The sequence below is a fragment of the Paenibacillus sp. RC67 genome (assembly GCF_030020805.1).
In the GTDB taxonomy this organism is placed as follows: domain Bacteria; phylum Bacillota; class Bacilli; order Paenibacillales; family NBRC-103111; genus Paenibacillus_S.
The window spans coordinates 2,002,783-2,016,024 of sequence record NZ_CP125098.1 but is presented as its reverse complement, the minus strand read 5'-3'; the positions used below and the strand labels follow the sequence as shown (position 1 = coordinate 2,016,024).

Here is a 13,242-nt window from a genome sequence, read left to right as displayed (position 1 = left end):
TTCGGCTTATCGCAAGCATCAAGCTAAAACACCCTATTGATCCGTTTGGATGCATAGAAATAGATAAGCGTAATAAAACCAACGATGATAGCCGTAACAAAGCCGACGGCACTGCCGTAGCCGATCTGCTGCTCCATGGACGAGCCTGAAGTCGCCAGCGGGAAAAACAGCTTATACACGTACAGATACATGACTTCCGTCTTGGCTATAGGCCCGCCTTCGGTTAATACCATAATACTCTCGTAGCCTTTTAATGAATTAATAATAGCCAGCATAATGACCATTTGAAGCACTGGACCCAGCATAGGAATCGTGATGTACCAAAACTTTTGCACGGCGTTAGCTCCATCCAATGATGCGCTCTCATACACATCGTCCGGAATGTTTTGCAAGCCAGCGATAAACAGCAGCATATAATTGCCCACAGCGCCCCACACCGCAATGATGACAACACTTAGCATCGCGTGCTCGGGTCCCAGCCAATCAATGCTTTTAGAAACCATATGAAACCGGAGCAAAAATTGATTCAATATTCCGTTATAGGAATTGAAAATGATGAAAAACACGATCGAGATGACAGAGGTGCTTACAATAGTGGGCATAAAATAAATCGCTCTAAGCCAATGCTTCCCTCGCAGACCTTTATTCAAAATGACAGCCAGGATCAAGGAGAGCGGCAGTGTAATAATCAGCTTTCCGCCTGCGTAGACAAAGGTGTTCACCACCGAATCCCAATAAGCATGATCGTTCAAGAGCTGAGTGAAATTGTCCAGACCGACGAACCGTTCCTTCCCGTAGCCTTTATAATCGTAGAACATATAGCGCATGGCCCAAGCGATCGGGTATACGCCGAACACAATCGTTAGGATCAAGCTGGGCAAAGTAAACCCATAGCCTGGCAGCTGCAGACGCCACTTTTTCATCCGTTTCAAGCCCTCCTCCACAACCTTCTTGTTGATGAAACAGAGCCTGCAGCAGCAGACAACTGACAGGCTCCGAGACTTGCAATTTATTTGGCGAACGATCCCTGCATCTTCGCAGGATCAAAGCTTGGATCCGGTGTAACCTTCACATCCCCAGAGGAGATCGCTTTGTCCAACGCGTCGTTGTAGCGTTTATTAATATCGGCAATGACTTTATCCAAGTCTCCGCCCTCCAAAATATATCTCCACAACGCATCCTCCGCTTTTGCTCCCTGAACGTTCACATTCGGCGGAGTAGGCCAGACGCCGTCATATTTGTTAGGCAAAAACCCTTCGATGCCGTTGATTTCAGGCTTTTTCGCCTTAGATATAATGGTTGGAACCATGGAAATGCCGTAGCCTTTCTCATGATATGGCTGTAAAATGTCATCACCGTACATGTAGCTAATGAATTTCCATGCGGCATCCTTCTTCTTCGAATCTTTACTGATCGCGAGCCATTGCCCGCCTAGGAAGCCGGATGCGCCCTTAATATTGCCGTCAATCGTCGGAGCTGGAGCAGAGGACCAATTGATCTTGGCCGGGAACTGGCTTTTATAAACCCCAGGCTCGGATGAGTAGGACAAGTACATCCCAATCTTGCCCTCGGCAAACTGTGCCCTTAGCGGATCAATATCAAGCGCTTCCATGCCTGGCAGTGTGCTGCCGTCGTCGCGCATTTGCTTGAAGGCCTTCGTTATTTCTTTAAACCCGCTCATATCATAGCGCGCTGTTTTGAAATCATATCCGAAGCCGCCGTAACCGCTTAGCTCCGCAATAACACGAGCTGACCGGTTCCATGCGCCTGCCGGGTTTTTGAACGGCAGCGCAAAGCCGTATGCACCTGTCGCTTTACCGACAGCAGTCAGCTTCTTAGCCGTGTCCACCATTTCCGCCAATGTAGTCGGCGGCTTGGTTATGCCCGCTTTATCGAACAAATCTTTATTATATACGAGCCTCATCGTGCTTCCGTAGTTAGGAAGGCTGTACATTTTACCGTCAAACTGGTTTTGATCAGGCATCGCCGGGAATTTCTTCTTCTGCTCATCCGTTAAGTAACCGTCAATTGGCGCCATGTAGCCCTTTTTATAAAATGTTTGGATCGCCGAGCCTTCCTTCACCCGGAACACGTCAGGCGCTTGTGCGGCGGCAAACGCTAAATCCAGCGCCTGCGCGTAATCGTCCGCTTTCACGACCAGCTCGACTTCGATATTGTCTTTGTTCGTCGAGTTAAATTTCTCGATCATTTCTTTAATGTAATCTGCGTCGTGGCGATCGAGGGTCCAATAAGTAATTTTCGTTTTCTCTCCTGGCTTAGTACCAGAGGCAGCGCTATTCTTAGTATCCGTCGCTCCCCCTCCGCATGCCGCTAAGCTCATCGATAGCACTAATCCCATTGCTGTTACTGCTGTCTTTTTCATTTACGCAGCCTCCCCTACTGTCTCGTCGATAAAATGATGTATTGCTCTTGGTCTTATTGTAGTGGAAACAAGAAAGCCGCATAATGTGGCAAAACAAAGAATAAGGGCAGAAATCCATCATTTCTGCCCTAGATACATATCCTTAAATTCCGAGGGTGTTTGGCCCGTATGCTTTTTGAATACCTCGCTAAAGTACCGTCGATGCTCATAGCCCAGAGAGAGCGCAATCTCCTGTACCTGATAATTATCGATCAGCATGCTTTTGGCTCGATCGATCCGCTCATTCGTTACAAATTGATTAAAGGTGCTTCCCATTACTTTCTTAAACAGGTTGGCAAAATGTCCACCACTAATGTTCATGTATCTTGCACAGTGATCGACGGTTAAATCCAGATGAAGATGAGTCCGAATATAGTCCACTGCCCGATAGATCAGCTGAGCCGAATCGCTTACCCGTTCTTTCTCAATCCAGGTACAACCTGCCTCACACAGCTCTCTAAGCAGCTGCTGGAATTTGTAATTGGTATCCGGCTCCTGACTGCCGCGATCTCTTATCGTACGGTCATAAGTCTGAAGCACAGTGAAAGGAACTTTCTCATATAGTACTCGCAGCATGACAAAGGCCAGCTCGTAATACAGGCTGCGCACATAATGAGGGTCAGGCAGGGGCCTTAAGCCATTCACGGAATCAAAATATCGCTCAAGCTCCTGCAGCGATTTCTCTATATGACCTGCTCGGAGCGAATGAAGCAGTTCCTGCTCCAACGCTGGTGTTAGCGGCAGTGGAGCCTCTCCTTGTGGCACCTCCGCAATGCTAAAGGCACCATTGCCTCCTGTATAGAAATGATACGCTAATGCGGATAACGCCGATTTATAAGAGCTTGGAAGTTTATGAATGACGCTGACCATCTTCCCAATACCAATTGAAATCGTAAACCGGGTATTGCCGGCAATATTGTGGCAGCACGCCTCAGCAAGCCTTTTAGCCTCTTCTGGGCTGCTGCAATTTACAATACACGCATAATGGCTCGGTCCATCCCGAAAAACAACTCCCCTGGTAACACTATGAATCGTTTCCTCGATAATATTATGCAGCGCGAATCGGACAAGCTCGATTTCATGAATCGGCTGAGTGGCATACTTGTCCATGAAATGGTCGATTTCCATGATAAGAACCGCAAAGCCTTCCGGATCCATGTTGACGTCGAGCTCTTCCCAATAGCGCTGAACGTCATCGCTCCGGGTCTCGTACTGCAGCAATTTGCTGAAATATTCCTGCCTCAATAGCGGTAGGCTTTCCTGCACCTGCTTCTCCATGCTCTGTATTCGCTGATGCTTGTCGTACTCACTCTCCAATGCTTGCTTCGCTTCTAGGACGACCTTGGTAATTTCCTGGATTGAAAAAGGTTTTTTCACGAAATCGAACGCTCCGAGCCGGATCGCTTTCTTCGCATATTCGAAATCCGTATAGGCACTTAAAATAATGATTTTACAATCAGGAAGAAGATCGATGATCTGACGCGTCATCTCCAATCCGTCCATTCGCGGCATACGGATATCAGTGAGAATAATATCAGGACGCACATCTTGAATAAGAGCTAAGCCCTCCTCCCCGTTTCTGGCTGTACCTGCTACCTTTATCCCGTAAGTATTCCAAGCAATTTTGGTCGCAATCATTTCCACCGTGCTTTTGATGTCGTCGATTACACATATTTTAAACAAGCTGCTCACTGAGCTCATAAACCTTATTCTCCTCCCGCAGCGTAATAATCAGTTGAACTTTGGAGCCTGTCCCCGGCTCGCTGTCATAATGCATTGTGGCATCCTCTCCATAGAACAGCCGCAGTCGGTGAGCAATATTCCTTAACGCATACCCCTTATGGGACACAAGCGTTTGATCCATTGACCTGAGCAAGCCGTCCACATCCATCCCCACTCCGTTATCTTCAACGGACACGTACAGCATTTGCTTCGTCCTTCTCAGCACAATTCGTATACTCCCGCCTTCCTCCCGGTCCTTAAATCCATGAAGGATGGAATTTTCAACCAAAGGCTGGAGGATCAGCTTGGGAATCCGTAGCTGTAGAATGGATTCGTCCTCGACCTCCACTTGAAAGTCGAAGCGATCCTCATAGCATTTTTGCTGCAGCGTCATATAATGCCTGACATGCATCAGCTCATCTTCTATACGGATAATATCTTTCCCTTGGCTTAAACCTAGCTGAAACATCGTGGATAACGATAAAATCATCTCGTTAACATCCTCCGTATCCCCCAATACAGATTTACAATAAATGGTATTTAATGTATTGTATAAAAAATGAGGCTCCATTTGCGCGGATAATGCCTTAATTTCCGTCTTGCGCTTCTCTTCCTCACCCCGTTTGACCGTCATAATCAGCTTCTTGATCTCTTCAAGCATCGAGTTGAACCTCGTACCAACCTGTGAAACCTCGTCTTGAAAAGGGCTTTCGAAACGGACATCCAGATCATTATGCTCTACCCGTTTCATTAGCCTATGCAATCGGAACAACGGTCTTAACAGCAGATCCGTCAAAACATTAGACAACAGAAGCGTCAGAAGCACGAAACCGATGATAGCGAGCAGTGTGGTCCATTTTATCGCATCCACCTGTTTCAATACGGCTTGCTTCGATTGCATTCCGTACAAAATCCAGTTTTCACCAACTTCGAGTCTTGAATAGTTAACCAAAAAATCCTCGCCGTCCAGCAGCGTATTGAAATAGCCGTTCTTCTCCTCTTTAAACTTGCCTAAAAATGCTGTATCCTGCCTCCAAATCTCGTACTCCTCATCCTCGTGGCCGATCACAGGCTTACCTTCTTTATTGACAAGCGAATAGCCGGATGACGTGCTGATTTGATCGAAGATCATCCTTTGCAAATCCTTCTCTTTAATGTTAACAACGATATAGACATCTTCTACATACTTGGTTGCGCTTCCGTCAACAACAAATGATAACACCCGATCTTTTCCGTAAAAAAAAGTATCCTCATGGCTTTCGATCCAGACGCCGCGCTGCATGCTTTTAATTTTCTGATACATTTCGGACTTCATGAAGGAATTTTCACTTAAACGCGTGTAATTAGTGGGGTAAAAATCGCCTATCGGCGTGGAAATTAATATAGACTGAATAAAATCATCGTTAAATTTCAGAAGAGCCAGCATCGATTGCAGCGCAGACAAATGATAATAGTACCGGCTTACATCCATCAGCGACACATCATCCAGCATGTTTCGATACGAATCACTGATCTTGAGAGACATGATCGATAGCACAATCTTTTTTAGCTTTTCATCAAGCATTTGCGACGATTTGTTGATCGTGTCCTGACTTAGCCTCAGCGCATTTTGCTCGACTATGTTGGCCGAGATCGTATAAGAGCTCCAGCCAGAAGCGGCAATCGCTAATGTCATCAACAAAACGAAGGAAACCCAAATTCTTTTTTTGAAGGAGAGACGGTAAAGGAATTGTTTCATAAGAGGACCCCCTGTGCGATCCTGTAGATCAGCAATGATATGTAAACGAATTCAACACAGGGGGAGGGAATCCTTCCAAGGGGTATGCGGTAGAGGAATAAAATGTTGAAATTTGTATATTTCCGTCGATTAAGACCTGATCTACGTATTACGGATTGACAGCAACCTTTTCCACTGCTTGGATGTATTGTCCATACATTCGTTCCCACTCAGCGCGTCTGTCTATCGTTGTACCGTCAAGCAATGCTTCAATAACATCCAAGCATACATGCCAGCCGGCAAGATCTTTTGGGGTATGGCTCGTTATAACCGTGATGTCTTCTCTAAGAAACAGCTGACAGCCTGTTGGCTCGGATGACAGCTCAAAGCGAACTTGATCTTTCCCCCATGTGTACGCCATAACGGCATAAGGTTCTAAATCGGTAATCGTTATATCCAGATGCGTTCCATCCGGCATGTTGAACTTAATGTGCCCATGTTTACGAAGATCTTTAACCTCAAGCTCGGTAAACCATTGTCCCAGCTTCTCATTCTCGGTCAAATAAGCCCAAACCTCTTCCGTCGAATGCTTAAAGTGACGTTCAAATAATGCGATATAGCCGTTTTCAGCCTTTTGTAAGTCAGCTAACATGGTTACTCCTCGCCCTCATTAGATTGGGATCATTCCCGCTTGTCCAACTGCTTTAAACCCTCTCGTCGACTAAGCGGCTTAAGCTCGTGACTTTCAATAAATAGCCTCACAGCCTGCGGATTTGTTTTGGAATATTCCCGCAGCGCCCATCCAATGGCCTTTTGAATGAAAAATTGTTCGGAATCCGCCCGACGGAGCAAATAATTAAACAACAATCGCTCATTCGTTTTTCCTTTATATTTTAATTGAAAAAGAATCGCAGATCTCTGAAGCCACATATTATCGGAACCGATCCATTGTTCAGCATAGCTTGTTATCAAGTCCGGGTGCTTTTGAAACAAATAGCCTACGGCATTCGGGGCAATACCATCCACGGTATCCCACCATGACTTATTGATAATAAGCCACTCCAGCAAATCGATATGCTCTTTATCCAGTTTCTTTTGCATTTTGGCCAAAAGCTCCAGAGCCGTATACTGATACTCCCGCTCTGGCATATCCCATAATGAGGTAAGCGCGTCTGGAAGCTGTTCCTTTGACGGAAGACCGTTCTGCTTCAACCAAGCTTTGAGCAGCTCATCACGCTTCGGTCGTCTTATGCCCAGAAATTCGAACTGATTGCGCATATACTGCTTCATGGGAACTGCTTCCTCTGTATTGCGGTTACTGCTCAATAACTCGATCAAATCTTTCGTATAAGTATTCATCAGGACCTCCGGACAAGCTTAGTACATGACCTAATTTCTTCGTCTTGTGGCGATGAATAAAGTATACCACAATGATGGCAACCGATCCGATAGCCAAAGTTTTGTTCTTCCAAATGTGGCGCATTGCCACCGATTTTGCTACAATGTTCACTATTATCTTATATCCACGATTCGGAAAAAGGAGGACCCTAGAGTGCCCGGATTTTTACTAGATTTGGACGGTACGCTTTACCACGGAGATAAGCCCATCCCTGGAGCCGCTTCTTTCATACAATGGCTTAGAGAGCAAGGCTATCCTTATTTGTACGTGACCAATAATTCATCGAGGACCCCCGAGCAAGTCGCTGCTCATTTAGGACAAGTCGGCATTGACGCCAAACCTGAAGAGGTGCTCACCTCTTCCCAGGCTGCCGCCATGTACATGAAGGAGCAAAACAAAGGCAATAAAGTTTATCTTATCGGTGAAGCCGGATTGGAAAAAGCGATGCAAGACGCCGGTTTCGAGTCGGTAACCGATGGTCCAGCAGATTTCGTTGTTCAAGGGATCGATCGAAGCTTTAATTACGAGAAATTGGCAGCCGCGGTTAGCCTTATTCGATCAGGCGCAGGCTTCGTAATGACCAACCCTGACCACCTGCTTCCGTGGAACAATGAACTTCGTCCCGGCGCAGGTTCTATCGGTGCCTCAATCGAAAGAGCAAGCCAGACCGAGCCTGTCGTGATCGGCAAGCCTTCTCCTATCATCATGAACTATGCCATACGCAAGCTGAATTTGTCACCGGACCAGATATGGGTTGTTGGGGACAACCTGTTAACCGACATTCGTGGTGGTATTGCGGCTCAGTGCCGAACTGCTTTGGTCCTCACCGGTCTCATTAACCGGGATACGCTGCAAGAGCAGCTTGCACTAACCGGAGTTCAACCGGAGTTGGTTTGCGATACTTTGATGGATTTATCAGACACATTAAGTAAAGCCTAGAAAAACCTATAATTCAAAGAAAAAGAGCTTAGCGTTAGCTAAGCTCTGAGTCTGTCGAGAAACCCATTTATTCGGAAGGTAACTACTTGCGGGAGGTGGGGTATCCCCTGGAGGAGCGAAAGCGACCGCATTTGTTATCGGGAAATCACCGCTGTAAAGATTAAATTGGAAATTTCCCGATAACAACAGCGGCTGGAGGGGGATACCCCACCGGAGTACCACGCACACTTCCGAAGTTACATGGTTTATCGACAGCCCAAGCTTAGCGTCAGCTAAGCTCTTTTTTAATCCAAAGGCAATCCCCGTTCACCCAATCGTCCGTCCTTCGCATCCTTCAGAATACGTTCCAAATAGCGCAATTGGGTCAATCCATGCTCATAAGCATTCATCATCATATGAAGCACGCCACGCGGAACAATAGGAATATGCTCCTCGTACAGCTCCCACATTTGCTGGACCTTACGCTGCTGCTCCGCCTGCTTCCCAAGCAAAATACGATAGATTTCCTCCTGATCTCCATCCTTGGCAAACATCATGGCTGTCCCCATCGGATCGTAGATTTCCTTCGGCTCCTTAAACTGCTGAAGAAGAAGCTCCCTGAAGAGCTCCTTCCCGCTGTCGGTTATGCGATAGATGGTTTTATCGGGACGGCTGCTGTCCTTTACTACCTCAATCGCTTCAATGAACCCGTCCTTGCGCAGCTGATCGATGGCATAATAAAGGGAGCCGTCCCGCATTTTGATGTAATGGTGCATTTCCCTTTCTTTCATCGTGTGCCGGATTTCATACGGATGGGTATCCCCTTCCATCAGCAATCCGAGTATGACCAGCTTCATCGACATGGATACATTTCACCTTCCATACAATTATAAAATGGATGAATTAAGACTCCGTCTTCGCCTCTGTGGTCTTCACGGGTCCACGTTGTGGTATCTCCATCTTTGCCTTGCCCATCAAGAGAATGAAAATAAAGCCTGCCACAGCCATGAATATCGTGCAAGTAAACACGAAAGCGATCGAATCGGCCAAGCCCATAATCATTTTTTGCAAATCGGCCGCGCTAATTCCCGCTCTCACTGCCGGCTGCAGAAGCGCCTGAGGATCGATAGGCTTATCCGTTAATCCGGAGTTTGGCATCAGTTCAGTCAATCGCGACTTTAGCGCCCCAGCTTGAACTGCCCCTAATACGGTAACCCCCATCGCAGATCCGATCGATCGGAAAAAGCTGACTAATGAATTGACGGTTCCGCGATACTGCGGGCTGATGTTATGAAGCGCAGACATAGAAGTGACCGGGAATGACATCCCAACGCCTAGTCCCATCACGACCATATACGTCGTCACAAGCCATCTTGGGCTTACTACGGACACCGTACTCAGAAGCGAAGTCGCTATAATGAGTAGTACGGCGGATACGAGCATAATGTTTCGGTAACTTGTTTTGCCAACGAATCGGCCGCCTAACGTACTGCTTACCACAACTCCCAGCATCATCGGGGTCATAACCTGTCCCGCGCTAGTTGCCGAGCCTTCGAATACACCCTGAATGAACAGTGGAATATAGGAAGCTGCTGCAATCATCATAGCGCCGTACAGCAGACTGACAGCCATACTGGAGCTGAATAGCTTGTTGCGGAACAAGTGAAGCGGAACGATAGGAGCAGCTACTTTGCTCTCCACCACTAAGAAAATAGCAAAGAGCACAACAAAACCGGCGAACAGGCTGTAGCTTTCTACGGAATTCCAAGCAAATTCCTTACCACCTAGCTCCAAACCAAACATAAGGAGTAAAATCGCAGCGGTGAACGTAAGGGTTCCCCACCAGTCGATCTTTTGATTCCGGTTTGTCGGAAGCGCAGGGTGGTAGAACAAGGCGATTAGCGCAAACGAAACAACGCCTAGCGGAAGATTGATATAGAAAATCCAGGTCCAATCTACATTATCGGTAAAATAAGCTCCTGCCAGCGGTCCAAGAACACTCGAAATACCGAATACAGCACCGAACAACCCTTGCATTTTTCCTCGTTTTTCCGGGGGGAACAAATCGAACACGATCGTAAAGACGATCGGCATCAGTGCACCACCGCCGATTCCCTGGATAGCGCGGTAGACGATAAGCTCGAACATGGTCGTTGACATGCCGCACAGCGCGGAGCCAAGCATAAATACGCCAAGCCCAAGCAAGAAAAACAGCTTTCTTCCATACATGTCGGATAATTTACCGAAAATCGGCATGGACACGACGTTCGCGATCAAATACGCGGAGAACACCCAGACAAACTTATCCAAGCCTCCAAGCTTCCCTACAATGGTAGGCATAGCTGTAGATACAATAGTTTGATCCAGCGCTGCTAGTAACAGCCCCAGCATCAAACCGGCAATCGTCCAACGGACGTTTGATTTCTTAGGTTGCATTGTATTCCCTCTTCCATTTGGTATAATTACATTAATTATTATATTCAAATTTGAGTAATACACAAGGGATTTAATAATTTATATAATAAACTATTCGAGGTTCAAAGTACTTTTTGTTTGCTCACTAGGTTTAAGTGTCATATAATGAAAATAGATCTCAACAAACGGTTTTTATATTTTTTGTAAAGTTGATAAATTTTATCTATTTTGAGGAAGCTAATTTGGAAGTACTTAGCCCCTTTTTGGAGAGGAGGTTCCGGTATTGAACTTAAACCAACTAGAGACATTACTTACCATTTCCAAAACGATGAGCTTTCGTAAAGCGGGAGAAGTATTAAACTTGACTCAACCGGCTGTCTCCGCTCAGATTAAAAGCCTAGAGGATGAGTTTAAAACCGTACTGATTGACCGTAATCAACCCGTAACGCTCACTGATAGCGGGCGGGTATTTTTGGAGCATGCTGAAGTTATTTTGCACACGGTAGAGGATTTGAAGCAAAGGTTAGCCGATTTGAATTTAACCCCGCAGGGTCATATTCATTTGGGTACGACAACCTCGATTGCGATTCAAATACTGCCGCGAGTGCTATCTTATTTCCAGGATCAGTTTCCGCTGATCAAAACAACGATTCACTCCACGACCTCGTCGCAAATTATGCAAAGCGTGGAGAACGGAAATATCGATATCGGTATTACTTATTTATTTGAAAAGCATCCAGCCCTGGAAAGCTCCGTGCTGTATTATGACACGTTCGAGCTGGTCGTCTCCCCCGCCCATCCGTTAAGCCGGTTCCAGCATGTACCGATCGAAAAGCTAAGAGACGTCCCATTAATCATGCTGTCTCCGGAAACCGCAGGCCGCCGATTCGTCGATCAAATTTTCAAGCAGCTGAATATTACCCCGCAAATCGTAATGGAGCTGTCAAGCAGTGAGGAAGTTAAGCGGATGGTGGAGCTTAATCTCGGCGCCGCTATTATTTCTAAGCTATCCATTGCCACTGAGCTGCGTCTTGGAACGTTGAAAATGGTAAAAGTAAATGAGCTTGAAATTAGCCACCCCGTCGGAGTCGTGTACAAATCCGGCCGCTATTTAAGCTCTGCTCTACATCAATTTTTGCTGGATTTGAAAGGGATGCAGGAAACTCAATTTATTGGATCGGAGTGACTTGATATGAAATTTGATTTGCACACGCATCATGAACGATGCGGTCATGCCATAGGAACTATACGCGATTATGTTGAGGCAGGCATTCGGCATGGCCTTTCGGTGATTGGCATTTCGGACCACTCGCCCTATTTCGCAAGCGACGTGGAGCAAGAGCAGCCAGGCATCGCCATGGCCAAGAGCGAATTCAGCCGTTATATTGAGGAAGTATTGAAGCTCAAGCAGGAATACGCCGGTAAAATTGACGTTCTGCTAGGTGTAGAATCAGACTTTTTCCCGGAGCATGCAGATATTTATCGCCGTATTTACGAACAATATCCGTTTGACTACATAATCGGCTCCGTCCACTTGTCCGGAGGGGTCAGCATATTCAACAAAAAACGTTGGAACGGCTTGACGGACCCGCAAAAAGTCGAGCAAAAAGAGCTCTATTACGATTTGATCCAACAATCTGCAAGGAGCGGTATGTTCCAAATTCTCGGTCATATTGATGCGATGCGCGGCTTCTACCCTGCTTTCTCCGATATCCCTACGGATGCTGTCGACAAAACGCTGCAAATTATTGCGGAGCAAGATATCGCGATTGAAATCAACACGTCTGGCAAAACCAAAGACTGCGGCGGCTGGTACCCTATCGATGCCGTATTGGAGCGCGCCAACCATTATGGCGTACGGGTTACTTTCGGCTCGGATGCTCATAAACCTGAGCGCGTCGGTGACGATTGGGAATTGGTAAGCAAACGCCTCAAAGAGATCGGCTTCAAAGAATGGGTATACTACAAGCAAAAAGAGAGACAAATTGTTGCCCTGTAACAGATTTCTCTTATTCGCCTGATTAACTGTAAAAGAGACCCGCCTCTATGTGAGAGCGGGTCTTATTAATTATTGGGTATGGAAACATTATGATTCCAATCATCGTTATATAAGGAAAAAGGAGGATGTGTATGAGAAAGAAAACATTCATCATGACCTCAGCTGCCGCTTTATTCCTTATTGCCGTCACCGGAACCGTTTGGGGAATGACTGTATCGATAACATCCAGCTCAAAATGTCGCGCAAGTATACAAGATAGCGAAATCCCTTATGTTGCTTATTCCTCGCATATGCCTGAATCCCCTAAATCAGCCCCTACCGCCAAGCTGTATGCGGACAAGACACAATTTCAAAGCAAGGAAACCATGGTGCTTCATTTGAAAAACGAAAGCTCTTCGCCGCTCATGTTCGGCGAGCCGTACACGATTGAAGTTCAGCAGGACGGAAAATGGGCTCCCTATCCTCTGACCCTGGCTTTTGTGAGTATAGGGATTGTTATGGACTCTGGTGGCGTTCACGATCAAACTATTCCTCTGCACAAGCTGAAAAATGGGCATTACCGGATTTCCAAAGAAGTGAATGCTAAAGACTCGGATATTCAAACCGTACCATTTGAATTCGATATCATCAATTAAAGATTATGAGGGCAT

The 13,242-nt window shown here is 46.4% G+C and carries 13 protein-coding genes; 4 read left to right on the top strand and 9 right to left on the bottom strand.

Annotation, left to right across the window (positions count from 1 at the left end; all coding sequences use genetic code 11):
* Positions 1–23 precede the first annotated feature (23 nt).
* The 7 genes from QMA13_RS09080 to QMA13_RS09050 all read right to left on the bottom strand — a co-directional run bounded on the left by QMA13_RS09080 (position 24) and on the right by QMA13_RS09050 (position 7,371).
* A complete protein-coding gene (locus tag QMA13_RS09080; protein ID WP_282941031.1) occupies positions 24–923 on the bottom strand; it encodes a carbohydrate ABC transporter permease in 900 nt (299 codons plus the stop codon).
* 86 nt (positions 924–1,009) lie between these two features.
* Positions 1,010–2,383, bottom strand: coding sequence for an ABC transporter substrate-binding protein (locus QMA13_RS09075; RefSeq protein ID WP_282941029.1), 1,374 nt, complete (start codon positions 2,381–2,383; stop codon positions 1,010–1,012).
* A gap of 117 nt (positions 2,384–2,500) precedes the next feature.
* Complete coding sequence (locus tag QMA13_RS09070; protein ID WP_282941028.1) at positions 2,501–4,123, bottom strand: response regulator; 1,623 nt, start codon at positions 4,121–4,123, stop codon at positions 2,501–2,503.
* Positions 4,098–5,882, bottom strand: a complete 1,785-nt coding sequence (locus QMA13_RS09065; protein WP_282941026.1) for a sensor histidine kinase — start codon at positions 5,880–5,882, stop codon at positions 4,098–4,100. The genes QMA13_RS09070 and QMA13_RS09065 overlap by 26 nt, the downstream gene beginning before the upstream one ends.
* 148 nt (positions 5,883–6,030) lie before the next feature.
* The gene (locus QMA13_RS09060; protein ID WP_282941024.1) at positions 6,031–6,513 is read right to left on the bottom strand and encodes an SRPBCC family protein; all 483 of its coding nucleotides are present in this window, start codon (positions 6,511–6,513) and stop codon (positions 6,031–6,033) included.
* Positions 6,514–6,542: 29 nt separating this feature from the next.
* A complete protein-coding gene (locus tag QMA13_RS09055; RefSeq protein WP_282941022.1) occupies positions 6,543–7,220 on the bottom strand; it encodes a DNA alkylation repair protein in 678 nt (225 codons plus the stop codon).
* Positions 7,177–7,371 carry a hypothetical protein gene (locus tag QMA13_RS09050; RefSeq protein WP_282941020.1) on the bottom strand — a complete coding sequence of 65 codons (195 nt, stop codon included), beginning with the start codon at positions 7,369–7,371 and terminating at the stop codon, positions 7,177–7,179. The genes QMA13_RS09055 and QMA13_RS09050 overlap by 44 nt, the downstream gene beginning before the upstream one ends.
* 42 nt (positions 7,372–7,413) lie before the next feature.
* Here QMA13_RS09050 and QMA13_RS09045 point away from each other — a divergent pair, with 42 nt between their 5' ends.
* Entirely contained in the window at positions 7,414–8,199 is a 786-nt protein-coding gene (locus tag QMA13_RS09045) for a TIGR01457 family HAD-type hydrolase (protein ID WP_282941019.1), read from the top strand.
* Between the two features lie 284 nt (positions 8,200–8,483).
* Here QMA13_RS09045 and QMA13_RS09040 read toward each other — a convergent pair whose 3' ends face one another.
* The gene (locus tag QMA13_RS09040; protein ID WP_282941017.1) at positions 8,484–9,041 is read right to left on the bottom strand and encodes a PadR family transcriptional regulator; all 558 of its coding nucleotides are present in this window, start codon (positions 9,039–9,041) and stop codon (positions 8,484–8,486) included.
* A 40-nt stretch (positions 9,042–9,081) separates the two neighbouring features.
* Positions 9,082–10,614, bottom strand: coding sequence for an MDR family MFS transporter (locus QMA13_RS09035; RefSeq protein WP_282941016.1), 1,533 nt, complete (start codon positions 10,612–10,614; stop codon positions 9,082–9,084).
* A 262-nt stretch (positions 10,615–10,876) separates the two neighbouring features.
* On the opposite strand from QMA13_RS09035, the gene QMA13_RS09030 reads away from it, so the two are divergent.
* The 3 genes from QMA13_RS09030 (at position 10,877) to QMA13_RS09020 (ending at position 13,227) form a co-directional block, all read left to right on the top strand.
* Positions 10,877–11,779 (top strand): LysR family transcriptional regulator, encoded by a 903-nt coding sequence (locus tag QMA13_RS09030; protein WP_282941015.1) that lies wholly within the window; start codon positions 10,877–10,879, stop codon positions 11,777–11,779.
* A gap of 6 nt (positions 11,780–11,785) precedes the next feature.
* Entirely contained in the window at positions 11,786–12,592 is an 807-nt protein-coding gene (locus QMA13_RS09025) for a histidinol-phosphatase (RefSeq protein WP_282941013.1), read from the top strand.
* Positions 12,593–12,723: 131 nt separating this feature from the next.
* Positions 12,724–13,227, top strand: coding sequence for an immunoglobulin-like domain-containing protein (locus QMA13_RS09020; protein WP_282941012.1), 504 nt, complete (start codon positions 12,724–12,726; stop codon positions 13,225–13,227).
* Positions 13,228–13,242 lie beyond the last annotated feature (15 nt).